We start from the raw sequence: 23524 nt of genomic DNA on the forward strand, positions 1-23524 counted from the left end.
ACCGACGAGCAGATCACCACCGAGCTGGCCGACGCGGCCGCCGAGGGTGTCAAGCGCGGACGGAGATCACCGTCCGCGGCCCGCGCCGTGCTCCGGTCAGCGCGCCCAGGCGGTGTCCGCGCCGACCTTGCCGGGGGCCGGGTTGCCGGGCAGGTTGAGCACGTACACCCGCAGGTTGCCCTTGCCGGAGACGGACGCGGTCAGCGTGCCGCCCGTGACGGTGACCGAGGTCCCGGTGACCGCGTCGGTGTAGACGCCGTTCGGGATGCCCGTGAAGGTGGCGGTGCCGGACACCGCGACCAGCGCGAAGCTGTCCACGCCGCCGCTGGTGTACCGGCGCTTGAACGCCATCTGCCCGCTCACGCCCTCGGTGGAGTACTGCCCCATCTGCAGCGCCGGGACGGCCCGGCGGATCTGGTTGAGCCGCTGCACGTGCTTGACCAGCGGCTTGCCCAGCGTGGTGGCGACCGGCCCGGAGGCGCTGCCCACCACCCCGAAGTCGGCGGCGCTGACGCTGCCCTCCAGGTTCGCGCCGTAGTACGCCCGGCCGGTGTTCGCCAGCGGGCAGCTCGGCCCGCAGTCGATCTGCCGGCCGGCCTGGAACTCGATTTCCGAGCCGTAGTACAGCGTCGGCACGCCGCGGAACGTCCACATCAGCGACACGTTCTCGGCCCAGGCGTCGGTGCCCCCGGCGTAGCGGGTGCTCGACTTGTTGGGGCCGTAGTCGTGCGAGTCGACGTACACCACGTTGTAGGTGGCGTCGTTGACGCTGTCGTCGGAGTCCTTGCCGTTGTTGAACGCGTTGGGCGCGTCACCGAAGTTCATGTGCATGCGCATGTCGATGATGTTCATGCCGGAGAACCTCGTCCGGTCGGGCGCGTGGTAGACGTTGCCCTGCAGGAACGCGTTGGTGCTGGTCGGCTGGTTGCCGGTGCCGAGATTGTTCTCGTGGTTGAACTGCTCGATGGCGGCGGTGGCGTCGTCGGCGCTGTAGGTCGCCCGCTCCTTCCAGGTGAAGAACTGGGCGGAGTGGTTGACCGAGCCGCGGTTCCACTTGTCGTTGACGAACGCGGCGACCTCGCCGAAGACGTAGAAGTCCTTGGCCTTGGCCGCGCCGTACTTGCTGATCAGCTTGGCCTCCAGCGCGGGCAGGAAGCGCCGGTTCCAGGTGACGCGCGGGATGTGCACGGCGGTGTCGATGCGGAACCCGTCCACGCCCATGTCGATGAACCGGTTGTACGCGTCGATCAGGTACTGCTGCACCGCGGCGTTCTCGGTGTTGAAGTCGGCCAGGTCCTCGTGCAGCCAGCAGCTGCGCGCGTCCTCGCCCTCCCAGTTGCCGATCCAGCACTGGTGGAACAGGCTGGCCGGGAACATGCCCGAGGTCGGGTTGGGCCACTGGCAGTGGTAGACCTTGTAGCCCTCCTGGCTGTAGCTGCCGATGAACACGCCCCAGTTGCGGCAGGTGTTGCCCGCCGGCTCCGGCGTCGACCACAGGTCGCCGGTGTAGTGGCTCTTGCCCGAGTTCGGCTCGACCGACTTGCCGTCGTAGGTGAACGACGGGTTGGGCACGTCGTAGTACCAGCTCCACTGGGTGTCGCGCACGCCGTACACCTTGGGCGTGAACAGGCCCTTGGCGCCCCAGCGCGAGCTGTGGTTGTAGACCACGTCCTGGTAGATCTTCAGGCCCTTGGCGTGCGCGGTGTCGATGAGCTGCTGGTACGACGCGCCGGGCGACTCCAGCCGGGCGTCCACGCGGAAGAAGTCGTAGCCGTGGTAGCCGTGGTAGTCGTAGTCGGACCGGTTGAGCACCACCGGCGTGATCCAGATCGCGGAGAAGCCGAGCGCCTTGATGTAGTCGAGCTTGGCGATCAGGCCGGAGAAGTCGCCGCGGAACATCGGGTCGTCGTTGGCGGCGTTGCCGGACTTGGTGTGCTGGCTGCCGCCGCGGTTGTTCGTGGTGTCGCCGTCGTAGAAGCGGGCCGTCATCACGAAGTAGATCGAGTCCTTGCGCGGGTCGCCGCCGAGCATGGTGCCGGTGGTGGCCGGCGGCGGGGTGCTGGGCGACGGCGAGGGGGGCGGCGACGGGGACGGGGACGGGGACGCGGAGGCCGACGGCGACGGTGACGGGGCGGCGCCGCACGGGTCGCCGACACCCTTGACCCCGCCGGACACGGTCACGTTGCCGGTGCCCAGCGCGTAGTTGGCGCCGCCGTTGTTGTCCCAGGTGCCGGAGCCGTTGTTGAACACCACCTGCAACCCGGTGGCCGTCCCCAGGTCGATGGTCTTCTTGCGCCACCCGGTGCAGGCGCCGTCCATCGCCACGCCGGGCACCGTGGTCCACGCGCCGCCGTTGGGCGCGTAGTGGATGTTCACGGTGGTCCAGCTCGTGTTCGGACGGTAGAACACGGTGACATTGTTGCCCGGCGACGGCGACGGGGCGGTGCCGCACGGGTCGCCGACGCCCTTGACCCCGCCGGACACGGTCACGTTGCCGGTGCCCAGCGCGTAGTTGGCGCCGCCGTTGTTGTCCCAGGTGCCGGAGCCGTTGTTGAACACCACCTGCAACCCGGTGGCCGTCCCCAGGTCGATGGTCTTCTTGCGCCACCCGGTGCAGGCGGCGTCCATGGCCACGCCCGGCACGGCCGTCCAGGCCCCGCCGGTCGGCGCGTAGTGGATGTTCACCGTGGTCCAGCTCGTGCTGGGACGGTAGAAGACGGTGACGGTGTTGGCGGCCGACGCGGGCAACGTCAGCAGCGGGACGAGGCTCGCGACGAGACCGGTCAGGGCGAGCGCCATTGCTCCCCACCGGGCGCGAGCACGACGACGTGCGCTCACGGCAGCTCCTCACACGAGGCCGTGCGCCATCGACGGAGGACGCGTCAGCGGAGCGGCGGCGGCCACCGTTCTTGCGCAAGGCAATTGAAAGTTTCTGAAAGCTAGCAACAGTTTTCAGGCATGTAAAGACCGCGACACATCTATGGCATGCGCTTGACCCGCGACACCAGCTCCGCAGCGGTCCTGAAAGACCTTTCAACCCCGAGGGGGTACACCCCGACGCGCCACTCGCCGCCACGGGCCTGCCGGGCGGCGGGCGCGGCTGGAGATCGTCGTTTCTGGTCAGGAAGTGTTTTCGGGGCGCAGTTTCTGACCGGAACCGGCGATCTTCACGGCCAAGGGCCGGTGGTCAGCGGGACGGGGCCTCAGTCGAGCAGGCGGGCGCCCAGGGGGTGCTCCAGGACGATGCCGTCCGGGCCGGACTCGACGCGGTAGGCGTCGGCGCTCGGCGCGCAGGTGACCGCCTCGGCGAGCTCGGTGCCGACGTAGTGCAGGCCGGTGCCGTCGTCGGTGGCGTAGCCCGCGGGCAGCAGACCGGAGCCGATGTACTCGGCCAGCCGTTCCCGGCGCGGCTGGCCCGGGTAGTCGTGGTGCACGCCGTTGCTGTACGGCAGGAACGCCAGGCCGTCGGTGACCGGGTCCAGGTCGTCGGAGAACGAGTCGGTGCTGCCACCGACGTGCCAGCAGATGCTGCCCGCGCTGCCGCCGCCGAGCACCACGCCCGCCTCCCACGCGTCGCGCAGGATCGCGTCGAGCCGGTGCGCGCGCCAGACCGCCAGCAGGTTGACCACGCTGCCGCCGCTGACCCAGATCAGGTCCTGCGACAGCAGGAACTCCCGCAGGCCGGGCTGGTTGGGCTGCGGGAACAGGCGCAGGTGGGAGACCCGGTGCTCGGTGTCGGAGAACGCCCCGTGGAACGCGGCGATCGCGGCCGGGTCGTCGCCGACCGCCGTCGGCACGTAGCAGATCCGCGCCCGCGGCACGCCGGTCAGCGACACGGCGTGATCGAGCAGCTGGCTGCGCCTGCGCGGCGGGCTGCCCGGCAGGGGTCGCAGCAGTCCGGACGTGGCGAAGATCTGCGGTGGTCGTGGCACGCGCCCGATCATGCCACGCCGACGACCTTGCAGGTGCCCCGCGCGGACCGATCCCGGTCCGCCCACACCGCCCGCTGGTCGCCACGGCTGCCGTGTGCCGCACGGCCGCGGCAGGATCGGCGGATCGGCGCAGTCGCCAGGCCCGCGCGGGTCAGACGGCGTACTGCTCGACCAGGCCGGCCAGGATGTCGCGGGTCCGGTGCAGCGAGTCGAGCTGGGTCTCCACCCGGCCCAGCTCCGCGCGCAGCCGCTCGGCCAGCCAGGGCGTGCGGATCGCCTCCTCGGTGATGCACGGCAGCACGTCGTGGATGGTGCTGCTGGACAGCCCGGCGGCGAGCAGCGACTGGATCAGCGCCACCCGCTCGACTGCCGTGGCGGGATAGTGCCGCTGCCCGCCGGAGCTGCGCTCGCTGGCCAGCAGCCCCTGCTCCTCGTAGTAACGCAGCGAGCGCGCGCTCGCGCCGGTCGCGGCCGCCAGGTCGCCGATCCGCATCGGTGTCTCTCCCGTCACAACACTTGCCCTTGACGTCAATGTTAGGTTTTACCGTACCCGCATGACGACGACGATCGACCTCCTGGGCTCGCTCCGGCAGCCGACGACGCTCGCCGGCCTGCCGCTGAGCAGCCGGTTCGCCATGGCACCGATGACCCGGTTCCGCTCCCCCGGCGGCGTGCCGGCCCCCGAGGTGGCCGCCTACTACCGGCGCCGGGCCGAGCACGGCGTCGGCCTGATCATCACCGAGGGGGTGCTCGTCGATCATCCCAGCGCCGGGCACGAGACGACCGTGCCGCGGCTCACCGCCGGTGCGGCCGAGGACGCCTGGCGGCGGGTGACCGGCGAGGTGCACGCCGTCGGCGGCCGGATCGCCGCGCAGCTGTGGCATCTCGGCAGCGCGCGCGAGCCGGTGGACGGCATCGCGGCCTGGACCCCGTCGGGCGTGCCCGGCGGCCGCGCGATGACCCTCGCCGACGTCGACACCCTGCTCGCCGCGTACGCCGACGCCGCCCGCGCCGCGGTCCGGGCCGGGTTCGACGCGGTGGAGATCCACGCCGCGCACGGCTACCTGCTCGACGAGTTCCTCTGGCCGCACACCAACCGCCGCACCGACCGCTTCGGCGGCTCGCCCGCCGCGCGGGCCGCGTTCCCGGCGGAGGTGGTGCGGGCGGTCCGCGCGGCGGTCCCCGCCACGATGCCGGTGATCGTACGGTTCTCCCAGTTCAAGGAGCGCGACTTCACGGCCCGGATCGCGGAGTCGCCCGCCGAGCTGGCGGTGCTCCTGGACGCCTTCGCCGCGGCCGGGGCCGACGTGCTGCACGCCTCGCAGCGCAGGTTCGCCGACCCGGTGTTCGACGGCTCGCCGCGCAACCTGGCCGGCTGGGCCCGGCACCTGACCGGCCTGCCCGCGATCACCGTCGGCTCGGTCGGCCTGACCCGCGACTTCCTCGGCTCCGACGACCTGCGCGAGCTGCTGCGCCGCCATGACGCGGGCGAGTACGACCTGGTCGCGCTCGGCCGCGTGCTGCTCGGCAACCCGGCGTGGGTGACGCTGGCCGCGGCCGGTCGCCTCGACGAGATCCGCGACTACCGCAAGGCCGACGAGGACACGTACTTCTAGGCTCCCGCCCAGCCTGTGTCCGATATGGAACAGCCGTCTACTTGGGGACAGATCAGCGGAAACGGCGGCCCTAGCATCGACGCACGTGCAGTTCCTTAGGTGAGGGGAAACCATGAGGGCGTTGCGCACCATCGCGGCGGGGCTGTGCCTGCTCGCCGCCACGGTCCTGGCTCCGGCGTCGCCGGCGGCGGCCGTGAACCCCGGCGCGCCGGGGCTGATCGCATTCATCAGGGGCGGGAACCTGTTCGTCGCCGAGCCGTCGGGCGCGGTCTGGCAGGCCACCACCGGCGGCGGCTACCTGTGGCCGCGCTGGCAGCCCGGCACGGGGGGCGGCCTGGCCGTCCTGCGGCACGGCGACCTGTACTACGGCCACTACAGCGCCACCACGCACACGTTCACCGCCGACCAGCGGATCACCACGACCGGCCACGTCGGCGCCGGGGCCTGGTCGCCCGACGGCACGAAGCTCGCGTACGCGTACGGCCTGAGCGTCTACGCGCCGACGATCCACATCGCCGACTTCGCCGCACCCGGCGCGGCCGCGACGAGGGCCGTCGTCAGCAGGGTCGAGACGCGCCTGAGCGCCGCGGCGCGACGGCTCGCCCAGGGCCTGCCGGCCAAGCAGCCACGGGCGGCGGCCGCGGCGACCGGCTGGGACGTGCTGCACGACTCGCTGGCGATCGCGTGGTCGCCCAACGGCCGCTGGATCGCGTACCCGAACGGGGAGTGCTGGGCGATCTTCGACGACTGCCTGTCGGTGCTGGAGGTCGGCACCGGCGAGGAGTGGTGGGTCGCCGCGTTCGGCGGCGGCGGCGCGACGCTCGACGGGTTCGCCACCGTGCCGGCGTTCACCGCCGACTCGTCGCGGGTGCTGTGGACCCAGCAGACCCGGCCGCGCTTCGAGCCGGACCCGCAGGTCGGGCCACTGCAGGTCATGTCGGCGCCCGCGACCGGCACCGGCCCGGCCACGCAGGTCGGCGTGAACTGGGAGCACTCGGCCGTCCCGTCACCGGCCGGCGACGGCAGGGTCCTGGTCACCGCGGGCCGCAACGGCAAGGCGTGGGTCACCCTGCGCAACGGCGCCACCCGCACCTTCCTGCACCAGGGGTACGAGCACGACTGGCAGGGCGTCTGACCACACCGGACGGCAGCACCCCGCCGCGGGACCGGTCCGGTCCGGCGGCGGGGCTGGCGCGGGGGTCCTACCCTGCACCTCAGACGCAGGGAGGACATCGATGACGGACCAGCTTCCGCCGCCCCAGGGACAGCCGCCGTACCCGCCGTATCCGCAGTACCCGCCGTACAACACCTACGCGATCCTGGCGCTGGTGCTGGCCATCTTCGTGTTCCCGCCGCTGGGCATCTACTTCGGCGGCAAGGCCAAGCAGCAGATCGCCGTCAGCGGCGAGCGCGGCGTCGAGTTCGCCACCGCGGCCGTCGTCATCGGCTGGGTGCTGACCGGCCTGTTCATCGCGATGTTCGCGGTGTGGTGCGCGATGTTCGGCATCTTCGCCAGCACCGCCTCGACCGTCGGCGCCTGAGCCGCACCGCGGTGCGGGTTCTCCGGCCCGTGGGATGCGTGGGTTCCGGTCGTGAAGTGGGGTCTGACCACACTTCTCGACCGGATACGGCGATCTCCCGACGGAGCGCGGCCCGTCCGGCGCAGTCTGCTGTCCACACGGGACTGCGGCGGGCGGGCCGTTCCGCTACCGTGACGCGCGACCGGACCGACGAAGGGAGCGCGCGGTGCAACAGGACCTCTACCTGCGGCTGTGGCAGGAGGAGCGGGCGGACATCCGCCAGCGGCTGCTGCTGGCCGTGGTGTGCAGCGCGGCCTGTCTCGTCGCCGGAGGGCTGCTCCTCGGGCTGGCCCTGGTCGCCGTCGTCGGCCAGGACGCCGCCGATGCGATGGGCGTGCTCATCCCGGCCGCGTTCACGCTGATGGGTCTGGGCGGTGCGGGCTGGGCCGTGGTGGCGATGTGCCGCCGCGACATCGCCGAGCACCACCGCCGGGCCGCGCAGCTGCAGCGCACCCTTCCGCTGCCGGTCGACGTGCAGCTGCAGGAGCTGCCGCCGCCGCGCTCGCGCACCGGGCCGCGGCCGCAGAGCGGTCAGGGCCTGCTGACCAGCCTGCACTTCGTCCACTGGGGCGTGTTCCTGTGCGGCCTGACCGCCCTGCTCGTGGCCACCAGCGGCTGACGCCCCACGGGCCGGAGCTGCGCCGCCCAGCGCGTTCCGGCCCCGACCAGGCACGGACCGGGGCTGCCCGGCCCCGCGCGTTCCGGCCCGATCAGGCGGGAGCCTGACTGCCCCGCTCCGCGCGTTGCGGTCCCGGTCAGGCGGCGGGCGGCACGCGGTCGAGGATCGCGGTCAGGTCCAGGCCGGGCGGCAGGGTGCCGAAGGCCAGCCCCCGGTCGCCCGCGAGCCGGGAGGCGCAGAACGCGTCGGCGACCGCGGCCGGGGCGTGCCGGACCAGCAGCGACCCCTGCAGCACCAGCGCCATCCGCTCGACGAGCCGCCGCGCCCGCAGCTCCCGCTCGCCGGTGTCGGCGAGCTCCTTGCGCAGCTCCTGCCACGCCTGGTCGAGCCGGTCGTCGCCGCCGAGGCCGAGGCCGACCTCGCGCTCGTACGCGGCGAGGCTTTGCGGCTCCTTGGCCAGCGCGCGCAGCACGTCCAGGGCGTTGACGTTGCCGGACCCCTCCCAGATGCCGTTGAGCGGCGCCTCGCGGTAGAGCCTGGGCATGCCGGAGTCCTCGGTGTAGCCGTTGCCGCCCAGGCACTCCAGGGCCTCGGCGACCATCGCGGGCTGCCGCTTGCACACCCAGTACTTGCCCAGCGCGGTGGCCAGCCGGGCGAACTCCCGCTCGGCGGCGTCGCCGCGGGCCGCCCGGTCCACCGCGCCCGCGACCCGCAGGACCAGCGTGGTCGCCGCCTCCGACTCGACCGCGAGGTCGGCCAGCACGTTGCGCATCAGCGGCTTGGCCAGCAGCGGCCCGCCGAACGCGTGCCGGTGCCGGGCGTGGTGCACGGCCTGCATGAGCGCGGCCCGCATGCCGGCCGCCGAGCCGAGGCTGGAGTCGAGCCGGGTCAGCGACACCATCTCGATGATGACCGCGACCCCCCGGCCCTGCTCGCCGACGAGCCAGGCGACGGTGTCGTCGAACTCGGGCTCGCTGCTGGCGTTGCTGCGGTTGCCGAGCTTGTCCTTGAGCCGCTGGATGCGGAACACGTTGCGGGTGCCGTCGGGCAGCACCCGCGGCACCAGGAAGCACGACAGCCCGCCGGGCGCCTGGGCCAGCACCAGGAACAGGTCGTTCATCGGCGCGCTGGTGAACCACTTGTGCCCGCGCAGCAGCCAGCTGCCGTCGCCGGCCGGGGTCGCCGTGGTGGTGTTGGTGCGTACGTCGGAGCCGCCCTGCTTCTCGGTCATGCCCATGCCGGCCAGCAGGCCGCGCTTGCCCTCGGGGGCGCGCAGGCCGGGGTCGTACTCGCGGCTGGTCAGCAGCGGCTCGAACCGGGCGGCGAGGTCGGGCTGGGCGCGCAGCGCGGGCACCGCGGCGTACGTCATCGACACCGGGCAGGCGTGCCCCTGCTCGACGACGCTCCACACCAGCAGCCCGGCGGCGCGGGCCACGTGCGCGCCGGGGCGCGGGTCGGCCCAGGGGCCGCCGGCCAGGCCCTCGCCGATCGCGACGCGCATCAGCTCGTGCCAGGACGGGTGGAAGTCGACCTCGTCCACCCGGTTGCCGTACCGGTCGTGCGTGCGCAGCACCGGCTCGTGCCGGTTGGCCTCGTCGCCCCAGCGCTGGGCCCGCTCGGTGCCCGCGAGCCGGCCCAGCCGGTGCAGGTCGTCGAGGTGCCAGCCGGCCCCCTCGCGCACCACGGCCTCCCGCAGCGCGGGGTCGGCGGCGACGTCGTGCCCGGTCAGCGGCGGGACCTGGTTGCGGACCTCGTGGGTGGCGGCCATCCCCACATCCTGCCGCATCGACTGAACGAGCGTTAGCCCTCGGCCGCCGGTGCCGTGGCGTCCGGCAGCGTGGGCGCGGTGTCCGGCGGCGCCGGCGCGGCGTCCGGGCGCGGCACGCGGACCAGGCGCAGCCAGCCGGCCACGTTGCCCAGCGCCACCAGCACCAGGGCCAGCAGCGCGAACGCGAACCCGCCCTGGTCCTGCACGAAGTCGCCGACCTGCTTGCCGGCGGGCAGCGGCGCGGTGATCTGCTCGCGCAGCCTCTCCTCGATCAGCACCCGCGCCGTGGCCTGGTTGACCAGCAGGAACAGCGCGCCGATCGCGGCGATCACCGCGACCACCCCACGCCGGGTGCGCGCCCGCCCGACCCCGACCGTGACCAGCACTCCGATCACGACCAGCACCAGCACCGCACCCGCCAGCGGCTGCGGCGGCAGCACGTCGTCGCGCCGCTGCCCGGCCGGCCGCAGGTGGTCGGCGGACACGTCCGGCGTCCCGCCGGTGGCCAGGTCCCACCCCGTGTACGTGGTCGTGCCGCCCGGCGCCGCCCGCCCGTACCCACCCGGCGCGTCACACGACACCGCCAGGAAGGGCGCCAGGAACAGCAACCCCGCCAGCACCAGCCCCGCCGGCGAGAACAACCGCCCCCATCGACCCATGTCAAGCTTCACCCCGCCACCCTAAGCCCGCTCACCCCCCGTCGGGGATACTCGGGCGGTGCTCGAGGAACTGTGGATCACGGCGGCGCACGTGCGGGCGCTGGACGAGTCGGTGCCGGGGCTGGTCACGGGGCTGTTCGTGACCGGGTCGGTGCCGCTGGGCGACTACCGGCCGGGCCTCAGCGACATCGACTTCGTCGCGGTGACCGACCGCCCGGCCACGGCCGACGAGCTGGCCGCGCTCGCCAAGGCGCACGCGTCGCTGCCCACGGGCGGGCCCGACTACGACGGCATCTACCTGACCAGGGCGCAGCTCGCGGCGCCGCCGGCCGGGGACGGCACCGCGCCGCAGATCCTGGCGGGCGACTTCCAGCCGGCCAAGCCCGGTGGGCAGTTCAACCCGGTGACCTGGCTGGAGCTGGCCCGGCACGGCCTGCCGATCCTGGGCGAGCGGCCGCACGTCGCGCTCGACGCGGCTGCGCTGCGCGACTGGCTGCTGGGCAACCTGGCCGGTTACTGGACGGACTTCGCGGGCCGGGCGGCGGCGCAGTTCGCGGCGATCCCGCCGGAGACGCCGGTGCCCGCCGAGTCGGTGCGCTGGGGCGTGACCGGCGCCGGCCGGCTGCACCACACCCTGGCCACGGGCGAGGTCACCTCGAAGACGGGTGCGGCGGAGTACACCGCCGAGCACTTCCCGCGGTGGGCCGGGCTGTGCGAGCGCGCCGCCCGCTCCCGCGCGGGCGAGGACGAGCCGTTCACCGCCGCCGACGGCACCGCCGCCACGGAGCTGATTTCCGCCGTGGTCGCCGACGCCCACGCCCGCCACGCCTGACCCAGCGGCTCAGTCGTCGGGGAGCAGCTCGCGGGCGGCGTCGAGGATCTCGGGGGGCATCGCGCAGGAGCGCCGGTGCGCGGTGTCGAGGTGTACGGCGGTGAGCACGGTGACCGCCGCGGTCTGTCCGGCGGCGTTGCGCATCTCGTGGCGCAGTTTCAGCACCTTGTCCCGCACTTCCAGCAGCGTGGAGGTGACGATGACCGTGTCGCCGGCGAACAGTTCCCGTTGGTAAGTGATGTGCTGCTCCACCGCCGCCATGCCGCGCGACGCCGCCCTGAGGTAGTCCGGCGTGATGCCGACCGTGTCGAAGAGGTTCCAGGTGGCCTCGTCGAACTTGCCGACGTACCACATGACGTTCATGTGCCCCATGTGGTCGCAGTGCCACGGGTACACCACGCCCCGGTAGGTGAGCACGGCGTCGGCCATCGCACGCTCCTCCACGATCAAGCACTGTCCAGCATATCTGAACGATCGATAAGTGGATCGCGGCGCTCAGGTCACGACAAGGTCAAGCGCACCCGCCACGTATTCACATTAATCGTTTCGATGGCTAGTCTGCGCTCGCCGGTAACCCCCGGCACGCCCTGCAATCCGTTGAGGAGCACAGCCTTGCGCCCGTACGCAGCAATGCGCGCCCTGCTCACCCTCGCCCTCGCCGGCACCGCGCTGGCCGCGGCGCCCGCCGCCAACGCGGCCGCACCCGGCGGCGCGTCCCAGCCCGCACCCGTGGCCGCGGCCGCCCTCGCCGCCCCGGACATCTCGCTGACCAACGTCAAGGCCCACCTGCAGCAGTTCCAGAACATCGCCAACGCCAACGGCGGCAACCGTCGCTCCAACACCGCCGGATACACCGCGTCGGTGAACTACGTCTACGACAAGCTGGTCGCGGCGGGCTTCAGTGTGGTGAAGCAGAACTGCACCTCGGGCTGCACCAGCGGCGCGGGGCCGAACGTCATCGCGGACTGGCCGGGCGGCGACGCGAACACGGTCTACATGTTCGGCGCGCACCTGGACGGCGTCGCCGCGGGTCCAGGCATCAACGACAACGCCTCCGGCTCGGGCACCGTGCTGGAGCTGGCGCTGACCCTGGCCGCGACCAAGCCGTCCATGCTCAACCACGTCCGGTTCGGCTTCTGGACCGACGAGGAGCAGGGCCTCAACGGCTCGGAGTTCTACGCCAACAGCCTGCCGGCCACCGAGCGCACCAAGATCAAGGGCTACTTCAACTTCGACATGGTCGCCTCCACCAACGGCGGCTACTTCATCAACCGGATCACCTCCAGCCTGGGCCAGACGCTGAAGGCGTACTACGACGCGAACTTCCCGGGCCTGGCCCCGGAGGAGAACGTCGAGGGCGCGGGGCGCTCCGACGACGCGTCGTTCAACGCCGTCGGCATCCAGACCTCGGGCGTGGCGGCCGGCGCGAGCGCGAACAAGACCTCGGCGCAGGTGGCCAAGTGGGGCGGCACCACCGGCGACTACGACCCCTGCTACCACGCCTCGTGCGACACGTACCCGGCCAACATCAGCGACACGGTGCTGAACCGCTCCGGTGACGCCGCGGCGTACGCGCTGTGGACGCTGGCCACCGGGACGCCCGCCACCACGGTGTGGCAGGACACGTTCGAGACGGCCACCGGCTGGACCGCCAACCCGAGCGGCACCGACACCGCGACCACCGGCACCTGGGAGCGCGGCGACCCGGCCGACACCAACTCCAGCGGCATCAAGCAGCTCGGCACCACCGTCTCCGGGAGCAACGACCTGGTGACCGGGCGGCTGGCGGGCGCCGCGGCCGGCGACTACGACATCGACGGCGGCGTGACCAGCATCCGGTCCCCGGCGATCACCCTGCCCGCGAGCGGCACCATCAACCTGAGCGCGAACTGGTACCTGGCGCACGGGTCCAACGCGTCCAGCGCCGACTACCTCCGGGTCTCGATCGTGCACAGCGGCGGCACCACGACGCTGTTCACGCAGGCGGGCGCGGCCAGCAACCGCAACGGCTCGTGGGCGGTGGGCACCTGGAACATCTCGGCGTACGCCGGGCAGTCGGTGCGGATCCTGGTGACCGCCGCCGACGCCTCCGGCGCGAGCCTGGTCGAGGCGGGCGTCGACGACGTCAAGATCACCGTCTCCTGATCCACCCGTCTCGCGGCTCCGCCCGCGCCGTCACGGCGGCGTGGGCGCAGCCGCGAGCGTCTGTGACGAGGGGGTCATCTATATGGGGTGCCGTCACCCACAGGGAGTATGAGCATCAACACAGTGCGTCGCGCCATCCCGGCGGCGCTCCGTTCACCATTTGGCCCTAGACTCCGTCGTCGGCAATCGAACGGCCGCATTCAACATTTTCACTGGAGGATTAGCGAGACGATGGCGATGACCAACGGCAAGACCCTGGTCACCACGATCGCGGCAGGAAACCGCGAGATCCAGGACTTCCTCGATGCAGACCAGCGAGAGACTCCCTACCTGGTCATTGATCTGAAGGTCGCCGAGCGGCAGTTCCGCCGCCTGACCGATGCCTTCCGCGAGACGCAGGTCTTCTACGCGGTGAAGGCGAATCCCCAGCCGGCGCTGATCAGGCAACTCGCCCGGCTCGGCTCCTCGTTCGACGTGGCGAGTCCCGCCGAGATCGATCTCTGCCTCTCCGAAGGCGCGGACCCCTCCCGCCTGTCGTACGGCAACACGATCAAGAAAGCGTCGGACATCCGGTACGCGTACCAGCGCGGCGTGCGCATGTTCGTCTTCGACAGCGAAGCCGAGCTGCACAAACTCGCCGAGAACGCCCCCGGGTCCGCCGTCTTCTGCCGCCTGCTGGCCGGCAGCGCCGGCGCCCAGTGGCCGCTGAGCCGCAAGTTCGGGTGCTCCCCGGACATGGCGGTGCGGCTGCTGGAGCAGGCCCGCGAGCTCGGGCTCACCCCGATCGGGGTGTCGTTCCACGTCGGTTCGCAGCAGCTGGACCCGACCCGCTGGGATCCCAGCGTCGCCCAGGCCGCCCGCGTCTTCCGCGAGCTCGCCGAGCGGGGCATCCACCTGACGCTGCTCAACTGCGGCGGCGGGTTCCCCACCGGCTACCAGGTCCCCGTCGCGCCGATCGAGGCGTACGCGGATGCGATCAACTCGGCGGTGGAGCGCCACTTCGGCCCGTACCGGCCGTCGCTGGCGATCGAGCCCGGCCGGTTCATCGCGGCCGAGACGGGAGTGCTGCGGGCACAGGTCGTGCTCGTGTCGCAGAAGTCCTACGACGACGATCACCGATGGGTCTACCTGGACATCGGCCGATTCGGCGGGCTGGCCGAGACCGAGGGCGAGGCGATCCAGTACCGCCTGGTCACCGCGCGCGACGGGGAGCCGACCGGTCCGGTCGTGCTCGCCGGGCCGACCTGCGACAGCGTCGACATCCTGTACGAGAAGGCGCCGTACCGGCTGCCGCTCGATCTCAAACCAGGCGATTACGTGGACATCCTGGGCACTGGTGCCTATACCACCACGTATTCTTCCGTTGGTTTCAACGGCTTTGCACCACTGGCAACATTCTGCATCGGAGACAACGCGTGACGACCATTCCCCAGCTCGCCTTCGGCGGCCGTATCCTCCTGCTCGGCAGCGGCTCGGTATCGCAGTGCCTGCAGCCCCTGCTGCTGCGCCACCTCGACATGGACTTCACGCGCCTGACGATCATGGACTTCGAGGACCTCGCCCACACGGCCGCCGAGGCCGTCGCGGCGGGCGCCACCTACCTGCGTGAGCGCATCACGCCGGAGAACATCGAGACCGAGCTCGCCAAGCACCTCGGCGACGGCGACCTGCTGATCAACCTGGCGTGGAACATCGACACCGGCGTGATCATCGACTGGTGCCAGCGCCACGGCGTCCTCTACGTCGACACCTCCGTCGAGGAGTGGGACCCCTACGCCGACCAGCTCAACGCCACGCCGCAGTCGCGCACCCTCTACGCCCGGCACATGAAGCTGCGCGAGCGGGCCAAGGGCTGGAAGAAGGACGGGCCCACCGCCGTCGTCGAGCACGGCGCCAACCCCGGCCTGGTCAGCCACTGGACCAAGATCGCGCTGCAGGACATCGCCACCGCGATGCTCAAGGAGCCCGAGCGCCTGCCCCAGCCGCTGGCCGCCGACCGCAAGGCCAAGCTGGAGGAGGCCCTGGCCAACCGCGACTTCGCGGCCCTGGGCATGCTCACCGGCACCAAGGTCATCCACATCTCGGAGCGGGACACCCAGATCAGCGACAAGCCCAAGCAGGTGGGCGAGTTCGTGAACACCTGGTCCGTGGAGGGCTTCTACGAGGAGGGCATCGCCCCCGCCGAGATGGGCTGGGGCACGCACGAGCCGAAGCTGCCCGAGCACGCGTACACCCACGAGACCGGCCCGCAGAACCAGATCTGCCTCGCGCAGACCGGCATCACCACCCAGGTCCGCTCCTGGGTGCCGATCGGCGGCCCGATCATCGGCATGGTCGTCCGCCACGGTGAGGCCTTCACCATCAGCGACCACCTGACCGTGTGGGAGGACGGCAAGGCGGTCTACCGCCCCACCGTGCACTACGCGTACATGCCCACCGACGCCGCGCTGAACTCGCTGCACGAGTGCCGCATGAACGGGTACGAGCTGCAGACCAACCAGCGGATCATGAACGACGAGATCGTCAGCGGCATGGACGAGCTCGGCGTGCTGCTGCTCGGCCACGACCTCAACGGCTGGTGGGTCGGCTCGCAGCTCGACATCAACGAGTCCCGCGCGCTGGTGGCGCACCAGAACGCCACCACGCTGCAGGTCGCCGCGTCGGTGCTGGGCGCCGTGTACTGGATGGTCAACAACCCGAACCGGGGCCTGTGCGTCCCGGACGACCTCGACCCCGAGGCCGTGCTCGAGGTGGCCAACCCGTACCTGGGCGCGGTCCCGTCGGTGCACACCGACTGGACCCCGCGCAGCTCGTACTACGAGCCGTTCGCCAACTTCCGCGCCGAGCCCCACGACGACGACGAGCCCTGGGCCTTCGCCAACTTCCTGGTCTAGGCAAGGAAGGGCACCTTCTTAACGGTATGCGTAGAGGAAGGGCACCTTCTTGACGCCGGCCCCGGTCACCTTGCGGTAGCCGGGGCCGTTCGCCGTCCTGCCCGGCGTGGCGGAGCGCCTGGCATCTGATTGACGTTGGCCTATCTGGATGAGTTCGATCTCGAAAAAGTCATCCAGATAGGCCAACGTCTATGCAAAACGGGGTGCGCGAGGGCGCGATACGCGGCGCGTCGAGCGACTTCGACTTCGGCGCGTCCGCCGTCGACGACGCGGCCCGCTCGCCGCAGGCGGTCACCACGCCGTACGGGTAGTTCGGCACGTGCACCGCGTCGAAGGTGCGGTCGATGCCGACCTGGGCGAGGAGCGAGTCAGCCGCCAGCGCCTCGTCGGTGAGCAGGACCGCGGTCAGCGTCTGCGCCGGGGTGAGCCTGGCGGGCGACGGAGCGGCCGGCGCGGAGGGCGCGGGCGGCGCGCTGGAGGCCGCCGGGGCGGGTGCCGGGGCCGCCGGTGCGGCGGAGGGGCCGCAGCCGCCACCGAGCACCACCACCGCGACGGCGAGCGGCAGAAGTCGTCTCACTGGTGGTCTCTTCTCCGGCGGGCTCCGAGGGGACGCCGCAGGATACCGCCGTCTCCGCCGGAACGGGCGCGGCGTCCGGGCCCAGGCGCCGCGGGGCGGACGCGCCGGGTGCCGCGGGGGCGGGACGGGGCGCGCGGCGGCGGCGCACCTGCAGCACGGCCACCGAGGCGAGCACCGCGAGACCACCCAGCGCCTGCAGCGGGCTCAGCCGCTCGCCGTAGACCAGGGCCGTGGTGGCCACGGTCACGGCGGGCTCCGCGCAGGACAGGATGGCCGCGGTGGACGCGCCGACGTCGCGTACGCCGAAGAACATGCCCGCGATCGGGATCACCGTGGAGCACACCGCGATCAGCGCCACCCACCACCAGCCGGCGGCGTCGGCGGGGGCGCGCAGGCTGCCGGTGACGGCGCCGAAGACGGCCAGGCTCGCCGCGGCCGAGGTGCACACGATCGCGGTCACCACGAACAGGTCCAAGTCGCGGGGCAGCCCGTCGGAGACGGTCAGGTAGAGGGCGTACGCGACGGCGGCGCCCAGCGCCAGCAGCACCCCGCCGGTGGCGGCGGAGCCGCCGACGCCGCCCGCGCCGAGCATCAGCAGCATGCCCAGCGCCGAGCAGCCGAGCGCGGCGACCCGGCGGCGGTCGGGCCGCTCCCGGCGCAGCGTGATGGCGAGCACGGTGACCAGGCCGGGGTACGCGTACAGCAGCAGCGCGGTCAGCGAGGCGTCGATGCGGGCCAGCGCGCCGAAGTAGAAGCCGGCCTGCAGCGCGTAGCCGGCCGCGCCCAGCCCGATGCAGGCCAGCAGCGTCCGGCCGGTGGGCAGCTTCGGGCGCCGCCAGGCGACCACGGCCCACAGCAGCACGGACGCGATGGCGAACCGGGCCGACAGCATGGTGGGCACGTTGAACCCGGCCGCGTACGCCTGCTTGGCGAACACCGCCGACATGCCGAACCCGGCCGCCGAGACCAGGACCAGCAGGGTGCCGCGGCGCACGTTGCGGGGCACGCTCGGGACCACCGCTGGAGCGGCGGAGACGGTGGTGGTCATGGTCGGCAACGTTAGGCCGGATCGAGCCATCGAGGTAGCCTTGGATTCCAGCAGATTCCACAGGAGAAACCTTTGATTTCGCTGCACCAGCTCCGCTGCTTCCTCGCCACCCTGGAACACGGCTCGTTCACGGCCGCCGCTGGCGTGCTCGGCTACGCACAGCCGTCGATCTCGGAGCAGGTGCGGCTGCTGGAGCAGGGCCTGGACACGACCCTGTTCCGGCGGGTGGGGCGCGGCCTGGTGCCGACCGAGGCGGCCCGGGTGCTCGCCCCGCACGCCGCCGCGGCGCTGGCCGCGGTCGACGAGGCCGGGCGCGCGGTGGCCTCGGTGCGCGAGCTGCTCACCGGCACGGTGCGCTTCGGCGTGTTCCGCACCGCCCGGTTCTACCTGACCGCCGACCTGGTCGCCGACGTGCTGCAGCGGCATCCGGGGGTCCGCCTCGAACTCGTCGGGCAGAACTCGGCCGAGGTGCTGGAGCACCTGCGCAAGGGGCGGCTGGAGGCGGCGGTGATCGCGCTGCCGGTCGAGGACGAGAACCTGGTGGTCACCCCGGTGCTGCGCGACGAGCTGGTCTACGTCAGCGCCGACCCGGCCCGGCTGCACGCCCGGGTCACCCCGGCCGGGCTGGCCGGCGCGCAGCTGGTGCTGCCGGACGCGAGCTGGCGCGAGACCGACACCACCCGCCGCCAGCTGGTCCAGGCCGTGCAGCGCACCGGCCACTCGCTGCGGCCCCGGATCGAGGTGGAGGACACCGAGACCGCGCTGGACATCGCCGCCCGCGGCCTGGCCGACACGGTCACCTGGCGTGGCGTGCTGCACGCGCTCGGCGACCGGCTGCCCGCCGGCCTGGGCTGGGCCCCGCTGCGCCCGGCGATGTACGAGACGTTCGCCGTGGTGCACCGCCAGGGCGAGCTCTCCCCCGCCAGCCGGGTGGTGGTCGACCTGGTCGTCGCGCGCATGCGCGGCCTGGACAAGGTGCTGCGCACCGAGCCCGCGTGACCCGGACACTCCGATCACGACGATGTCGGCGATGCGTCCGTGGACAGCGCCCGCTCCGGCCGGCCGATAGGCTCGATGGCCGATGTCCCTCGGCAGATTGGCGTGCCCGATGACCGACCAGCAGTCCCGGCGGGCCGCCCGCCTGGCCGCGTACGACCGGCTGCGCGAGCAGCGCCCGCAGCTGTTCGAGAACCCGCCGGGCGCGGCGTTCGAGATCGTCGTCGACCCGGTGCTGCAGCAGCAGGTGGCCGACGACTCCGCCGCGAAGCTGGGCCGGGCGGGGCTGCCGGAGGAGAACGGCGACATCGGCGTGGTCTACGCCGACAGGTACCTGCTGCTGGTACGCGACGCGGTGCGCTTCCGCGACGGCGGACTCGGTGTCTACATCCGCCAGATGTCGCCGCACGAGGGCACCGGCGCGGCGGTGCTGCCGCTGCTGCCGGACGGCCGCATCCTGCTGGTCAGCCACTTCCGCCACGCCACCCGCCGCTGGCACTGGGAGATCCCGCGCGGCTTCGCCGAGCCCGGCGCGGACGGCGCCACGACCGCCGCGCGCGAGGTCGAGGAGGAGGTGGGCGCGCCGGCCGGCGAGGTCGTGTTCCTGGGCGCGCTGGACACCGACACCGGCGCCGAGGTGGGCGGCGACGAGATCTACCTGGCCTACCTGTCGCAGGTGCCCGCCGAGCGCCCGGCGGGCGCGACCGAGGAGGGCATCGACCAGTTCGTCACGGTCACCCCGGACGAGTTCACGCAGATGATCCGGGACGGGGTGCTCGGTGACGCCTTCACGCTCGCCGCGTACGCGTTCGCGCTGGCCCGCGGGCTCTGGCCGAAGGCGGCCTGACGACCTGACGGCGGCCCCGCCCGCGCCGTGAGCACGGCACGGGCGGCACCGCGTCCGGGGACGGTGCGGCGCGGCACCGTCCCTATCAGCGTCCTAGGGTGCTAGGTGAGGGGTCCCCCATGTCGGCCGTCCACACACTACGGTGACGAGGCAGTGACACTTGAGCGTCTAGCGTCACACTTCTATGTGTGGTAGGAATCTTTCCTATCGCTGCGCAGCGACGGCAATTAACTCCGACACCCCAGGAGACCCCCCATGTCCCGCTTCGTACCCCGCACGCTCACCGTGCTGGCCGGCGCCGTGACGGCGTTCGTGCTGGCCTTCGCGTCCCCGGCGCACGCCGCGACGTTCCTGACCCACGCGCAGGCCACCTCGCAGCTGCGCGCGGCCGGCATCACCTGGTCGTCCAGCGGCGGCTGCAGTGACCGCAACAACCCGACCTGCACCTCGTTCACCAACGTCCGCCAGGTCACCATCAACGGCATCAAGACGCTGAAGAGCGCCAGCGGCTGCGCCATCAACATCACCGCGGGCACCGAGACCGGCCACGCCGGCGGCACGTACAGCCACTGGAACGGCTACAAGCTCGACATCAGCAAGTACACCTGCGTCGGCAACTACATCAAGAACAACTTCACGTACCTCGGCTACATCTCCGGGTGGGGCTACCAGTACCGCTCCGGTGCCGGAAACCTCTACACCGACGAGGGCAACCACTGGGACATCCTGTTCTACAACTGCGGCGGCTGCTGACGCACGACCCGCACCACCGTCCGCGCCGTCCTCCCATGGCGCGGACGGCGGTCCCGCCTCACCGCGCCGCGGCCGCCGACGGCGCGTCGGGCACCAGGAACATCTCCTTGTTCTCCGCGACGAACAGCAGATCGTGGGTGCCCGGCACGTAGCTGCCGCCCTCCACCGAGGCGTTGCCCGCCCGTGACGCGAACGTCCCCGTGTGCACCGGCTTTCCCGCCAGCGCCTGCTTGAGGTACGCGTCGCCGCGCAGCGCCGGATCGGCCTCGAACACCCAGTACCGCGCGTGACCGGCGACGGTCAGCCGGGTGCGGTCGGTGGAGACCGTGCTGACCGAGATCTTGTTCACCGCGGCGTCGAACTCGGCCACCGGCTCCAGCACCACGTCGTCGCCGCGCTCGGCCGGGAACACCGCCCGGTACACCGGCGAGTTCGCGGTCTTGGCGAACAGGTACAGCTCCCCGTCCAGCCAGAGCATCGCCTCGGCGTTGCGGGTGCGGCAGCCCGGCGCGGGGTCGGGGAAGGACACCGGCCACTTCGCGGTCACCACGAACGGGTCGTCGGTGTCCGGCTCCGGCTCCAGCGTGCGGTAGAGGTACTGCTCGGTCACGCAGTCGTTGGCGCCGATGTCGCCGATCCAGAGGTTGTCGTCGTCGTCCATCACGACGTCCTCCCAGTCGCCGTTCGGCGCGGCGAAGACCTGCGCGAACGGGAAGTTCTCGCCGCGGCGCACCGGCAGCGCGTGCGCGTCGCCGCCGAGCCTGATGGTCCACAGCGCGGCGCGCGGACGCCGGGTGGTGGCACCGCCCCCGTCGCGCAGCCAGTAGAAGACACCGGGGAACTTCCGGCTGGCCACCAGCCCCGAGGCCTCGTTGGCGGGCAGGTCGGCGGTGTGGATGGCGACCGGCAGTCCGGCGGGGGCCGCGAACGGCGCGACCGGTGCGCCCGCCCGCGCCCCGTGCGCGGCGGCATCCGGCGTGGCCGCGTCCGGCGCTGCGGCATCCGATGTGGCGGCGTCCGGCGCGACGGCCCCCGCGGCTGTAGGGCGGCCGTCCTGCCAGGGCAGCGCGTCCGGCCACGGTCCGGCGTCCGGCTCCGGCGCGGACAGTGCCACGACGGCCGCGACGAGCACCGCGGCCAGGACGATCACCATTCGGGTCATATCGGTATAAACGCGTCAACCCGCCCTCACGCAACCTGGCCCGCCACCAGCCGCGCCACCGCCGGTCATCCAGTGGGCGGGCCCGTCGAGGTCGGCCCACGGCAGTGGACCGCGTTCCGCACGGGGTGGCCCGGTCCGTACGCAACCGGGGACGCGGATCGCACGTCTTCACTGTCATGAGGACTCGTCAACCGGGCCGGACGGCCACCCTGCTGCTGCTCGGAGTCGTGCTGGCCGGCTGCGGCGGCTCGGCCGGCGCCGGCGCGCCCACCCTGGACGGCCCGGGCACCAGCGGCTGCGGCGCGGACCGGCCCACCCCCAGCCCGATCGAGACCGCCGGAGCCACCATGTACGGCGAGAGCGCCGTGCTGGGCGAGGCGCTGACCGCCCTGGCGCAGTCGGGCGAGGGCCGGTTCCGCGACGTGTACGCCGGGGTCGAGGTGGTGCCCGAGCACGGGTACGCCGTCCTCTACCGGCGGCCGTCGGCGGAGCTGGACGCCTACGCCGAGCAGGTCGCCAAGGGCGAGTGCATCTACCTGCGCGACGCCGCGTTCAGCCACGCCGAGCTGCTGGAGCTGACGCAGCGGATCGTCGCCGACATGGGGTACTGGAAGGAGCGCGGCATCGCCGTGCACCTGGTCGGGCCGAAGCACGACGGTTCCGGCATCACGGTCGGCGTCGAGGAGGTCGAGAAGGCGCAGGCCGCCCTACCGGAGCGGTACGGGCTGCGCATCCCGATCACCGTCGAGCCGGGCGGCGCGCCGGTCCCGCTCTAGAACGGGAGGTGGCCACCGTCACCGGGCCCGGTGCGGGCGGGGTGAGCGGGCAGGCGGCACACTTCACGGGTGACCGACACCGCAGCAGACTTCGTCCGCTCGTACGCCGCGCTGGCTCCGCTGGCCTTCCTCCCGGAGATCCGGCTGCACCAGGCCGACGAGCCGATCGGGCTGTGGGAGCTGACCGAGGGCGAGTACCGCAGCGAGCAGCCGCCGCCGTTCTGGGCGTTCGCCTGGGCGGGCGGCCAGGCACTGGCGCGCTACGTGCTGGACCACCCGGAGACCACGGCCGGCAAGCGGGTGCTGGACCTCGCGTCCGGCTCCGGCCTGGTCGCGGTCGCGGCCGCGCTGACCGGCGCGGCGTCGGTGCGGGCGGTGGACATCGACCCGTTCTCGGCGGCGGCGATCGGCCTGAACGCGAGCGCCAACGGCGCGACGGTGTCCGTGGACCGCGCCGACATCCTGGACGGCGAGGCCGACGGCGCCGAGGTGGTGCTGGCCGGTGACGTGTTCTACAGCCAGGCCATGGCCGACCGGATGACCGGCTTCCTGCGCCGGGCGGCGAAGAACGGGGCGCGGGTGCTGGTCGGCGACCCCGACCGGGCGTTCCTGCCGCACCGGCTGTTCCGCGAGCTGGCCGCCTACGACGTGCCGACGACGATGGCGCTGGAGAGCGTCATGGTCAAGCACACCCGGGTGTGGGAGCTGCGCGGCCCCGCGCAGCCGTGATCATTTCCCGGGTACGCCGAGGCCGTTGCGGATCAGCAGCCAGACGCCCTCGAACGCGCTCTTGATGTCGGGGTCGCTCCACTCGGCCAGATACGCCGGGTTGTGGAACCGGCCGGTGGCGTCGAAGACCGCCCGGCCCATCCGGAACGGGTCGCCCACGGTGAACTCGCCGCGGCCCACCCCGTCGGCGATGATCTCGCCGAGCTGGGCCGACAGGGCGCTGACGTGCCCCGCGACCACCCCGTCGGCCTCCAGCGCGAGCTGGTAGTAGGTGGCGAACAGCTCGGGCTCGTCGCGTGCCATGCGCTGCTTGGAGTCGCTCAGCGCGTCCAGCCAGCGGCGCAGCCGCTCCTCGGCCGGGCCGCGCTCGGCCGCGATCTCGCCGAGCGGCGCGGACAGCCGGGCCAGCCAGCGCTCGACGACCGCGTTGCGCAGCGCGGCCTTGCTGGGGAAATGCCGGTAGACGCTGCCGTGGCTGACGTTCAGCGCCCGCGCGACATCGACGACGTTGGCCTTCGCCGGCCCGTAGCGGCGGAGGGCCTCCTCCGCCGCTTCCAGGATCCGGTCCGGGGTGAGAGGAGCATCTGCCAT

22 protein-coding genes are annotated in these 23524 nt (G+C 72.4%); 13 read left to right on the forward strand and 9 right to left on the reverse strand.

Annotation, left to right across the window (positions count from 1 at the left end; genetic code table 11):
• Window positions 1-96: 96 nt before the first annotated feature.
• From AB0J67_RS24150 to AB0J67_RS24160, 3 genes are all read right to left on the reverse strand, one after another.
• Window positions 97-2838, reverse strand: coding sequence for a carbohydrate binding domain-containing protein (locus tag AB0J67_RS24150; protein WP_363485701.1), 2742 nt, complete (start codon window positions 2836-2838; stop codon window positions 97-99).
• A gap of 365 nt (window positions 2839-3203) precedes the next feature.
• Window positions 3204-3932, reverse strand: coding sequence for a peptidase E (locus AB0J67_RS24155; protein ID WP_363485702.1), 729 nt, complete (start codon window positions 3930-3932; stop codon window positions 3204-3206).
• Window positions 3933-4083: 151 nt separating this feature from the next.
• Window positions 4084-4425, reverse strand: coding sequence for a MerR family transcriptional regulator (locus AB0J67_RS24160; protein WP_363485703.1), 342 nt, complete (start codon window positions 4423-4425; stop codon window positions 4084-4086).
• A gap of 61 nt (window positions 4426-4486) precedes the next feature.
• Here AB0J67_RS24160 and AB0J67_RS24165 point away from each other — a divergent pair, with 61 nt between their 5' ends.
• The 4 genes from AB0J67_RS24165 (at window position 4487) to AB0J67_RS24180 (ending at window position 7747) form a co-directional block, all read left to right on the forward strand.
• Entirely contained in the window at window positions 4487-5548 is a 1062-nt protein-coding gene (locus AB0J67_RS24165; RefSeq protein ID WP_363485704.1) for a 12-oxophytodienoate reductase, read from the forward strand.
• A 112-nt stretch (window positions 5549-5660) separates the two neighbouring features.
• Window positions 5661-6683 (forward strand): hypothetical protein, encoded by a 1023-nt coding sequence (locus AB0J67_RS24170; RefSeq protein WP_363485705.1) that lies wholly within the window; start codon window positions 5661-5663, stop codon window positions 6681-6683.
• A gap of 100 nt (window positions 6684-6783) precedes the next feature.
• Window positions 6784-7089, forward strand: a complete 306-nt coding sequence (locus tag AB0J67_RS24175; protein WP_363485706.1) for a DUF4190 domain-containing protein — start codon at window positions 6784-6786, stop codon at window positions 7087-7089.
• 205 nt (window positions 7090-7294) lie between these two features.
• The gene (locus AB0J67_RS24180) at window positions 7295-7747 is read left to right on the forward strand and encodes a hypothetical protein (RefSeq protein WP_363485707.1); all 453 of its coding nucleotides are present in this window, start codon (window positions 7295-7297) and stop codon (window positions 7745-7747) included.
• Window positions 7748-7883: 136 nt separating this feature from the next.
• Here AB0J67_RS24180 and AB0J67_RS24185 read toward each other — a convergent pair whose 3' ends face one another.
• Both AB0J67_RS24185 and AB0J67_RS24190 read right to left on the reverse strand, forming a co-directional pair.
• Window positions 7884-9515 carry an acyl-CoA dehydrogenase family protein gene (locus tag AB0J67_RS24185; protein WP_363485708.1) on the reverse strand — a complete coding sequence of 544 codons (1632 nt, stop codon included), beginning with the start codon at window positions 9513-9515 and terminating at the stop codon, window positions 7884-7886.
• Between the two features lie 32 nt (window positions 9516-9547).
• Window positions 9548-10186 (reverse strand): hypothetical protein, encoded by a 639-nt coding sequence (locus AB0J67_RS24190; protein ID WP_363485709.1) that lies wholly within the window; start codon window positions 10184-10186, stop codon window positions 9548-9550.
• A 46-nt stretch (window positions 10187-10232) separates the two neighbouring features.
• Between AB0J67_RS24190 and AB0J67_RS24195 the strand changes: the two genes are divergently transcribed.
• Window positions 10233-11006, forward strand: a complete 774-nt coding sequence (locus AB0J67_RS24195; RefSeq protein WP_363485710.1) for a nucleotidyltransferase domain-containing protein — start codon at window positions 10233-10235, stop codon at window positions 11004-11006.
• Window positions 11007-11015: 9 nt separating this feature from the next.
• On the opposite strand, the gene AB0J67_RS24200 is transcribed toward AB0J67_RS24195, so the two are convergent.
• A complete protein-coding gene (locus AB0J67_RS24200; protein ID WP_363485711.1) occupies window positions 11016-11435 on the reverse strand; it encodes a thioesterase family protein in 420 nt (139 codons plus the stop codon).
• Window positions 11436-11618: 183 nt separating this feature from the next.
• Between AB0J67_RS24200 and AB0J67_RS24205 the strand changes: the two genes are divergently transcribed.
• The 3 genes from AB0J67_RS24205 to AB0J67_RS24215 all read left to right on the forward strand — a co-directional run bounded on the left by AB0J67_RS24205 (window position 11619) and on the right by AB0J67_RS24215 (window position 16045).
• On the forward strand, window positions 11619-13151 hold the full coding sequence (locus tag AB0J67_RS24205) for a M28 family peptidase (protein WP_363485712.1): 1533 nt from the start codon (window positions 11619-11621) through the stop codon (window positions 13149-13151).
• A gap of 108 nt (window positions 13152-13259) precedes the next feature.
• Window positions 13260-14570: a type III PLP-dependent enzyme gene (locus AB0J67_RS24210; protein ID WP_363485713.1), complete on the forward strand. Its 1311-nt coding sequence runs from the start codon at window positions 13260-13262 to the stop codon at window positions 14568-14570.
• Entirely contained in the window at window positions 14567-16045 is a 1479-nt protein-coding gene (locus tag AB0J67_RS24215; protein WP_363485714.1) for a saccharopine dehydrogenase NADP-binding domain-containing protein, read from the forward strand. Before AB0J67_RS24210 ends, AB0J67_RS24215 begins: the two co-directional genes overlap by 4 nt.
• A 368-nt stretch (window positions 16046-16413) precedes the next feature.
• Here the strand turns inward: AB0J67_RS24215 and AB0J67_RS24220 are convergent, their stop codons facing one another.
• Entirely contained in the window at window positions 16414-17670 is a 1257-nt protein-coding gene (locus AB0J67_RS24220; protein WP_363485715.1) for a DMT family transporter, read from the reverse strand.
• Window positions 17671-17742: 72 nt separating this feature from the next.
• Here AB0J67_RS24220 and AB0J67_RS24225 point away from each other — a divergent pair, with 72 nt between their 5' ends.
• From AB0J67_RS24225 to AB0J67_RS24235, 3 genes are all read left to right on the forward strand, one after another.
• Entirely contained in the window at window positions 17743-18669 is a 927-nt protein-coding gene (locus tag AB0J67_RS24225; protein ID WP_363485716.1) for a LysR family transcriptional regulator, read from the forward strand.
• Window positions 18670-18778: 109 nt separating this feature from the next.
• Window positions 18779-19513 carry an NUDIX hydrolase gene (locus tag AB0J67_RS24230; protein WP_363485717.1) on the forward strand — a complete coding sequence of 245 codons (735 nt, stop codon included), beginning with the start codon at window positions 18779-18781 and terminating at the stop codon, window positions 19511-19513.
• 255 nt (window positions 19514-19768) lie between these two features.
• A complete protein-coding gene (locus AB0J67_RS24235; protein WP_363485718.1) occupies window positions 19769-20266 on the forward strand; it encodes a hypothetical protein in 498 nt (165 codons plus the stop codon).
• A gap of 58 nt (window positions 20267-20324) precedes the next feature.
• Here AB0J67_RS24235 and AB0J67_RS24240 read toward each other — a convergent pair whose 3' ends face one another.
• Entirely contained in the window at window positions 20325-21428 is a 1104-nt protein-coding gene (locus AB0J67_RS24240; protein ID WP_363485719.1) for a hypothetical protein, read from the reverse strand.
• A gap of 176 nt (window positions 21429-21604) precedes the next feature.
• Between AB0J67_RS24240 and AB0J67_RS24245 the strand changes: the two genes are divergently transcribed.
• Together AB0J67_RS24245 and AB0J67_RS24250 are read left to right on the forward strand one after the other, a co-directional pair.
• Window positions 21605-22204 (forward strand): hypothetical protein, encoded by a 600-nt coding sequence (locus tag AB0J67_RS24245; RefSeq protein WP_363485720.1) that lies wholly within the window; start codon window positions 21605-21607, stop codon window positions 22202-22204.
• 69 nt (window positions 22205-22273) lie between these two features.
• Window positions 22274-22933, forward strand: coding sequence for a 50S ribosomal protein L11 methyltransferase (locus AB0J67_RS24250; protein ID WP_363485721.1), 660 nt, complete (start codon window positions 22274-22276; stop codon window positions 22931-22933).
• On the opposite strand, the gene AB0J67_RS24255 is transcribed toward AB0J67_RS24250, so the two are convergent.
• The gene (locus tag AB0J67_RS24255; protein ID WP_363485722.1) at window positions 22934-23524 is read right to left on the reverse strand and encodes a TetR family transcriptional regulator; all 591 of its coding nucleotides are present in this window, start codon (window positions 23522-23524) and stop codon (window positions 22934-22936) included.

The organism is Catellatospora sp. NPDC049609, assembly GCF_040675365.1.
In the GTDB taxonomy this organism is placed as follows: domain Bacteria; phylum Actinomycetota; class Actinomycetes; order Mycobacteriales; family Micromonosporaceae; genus Catellatospora.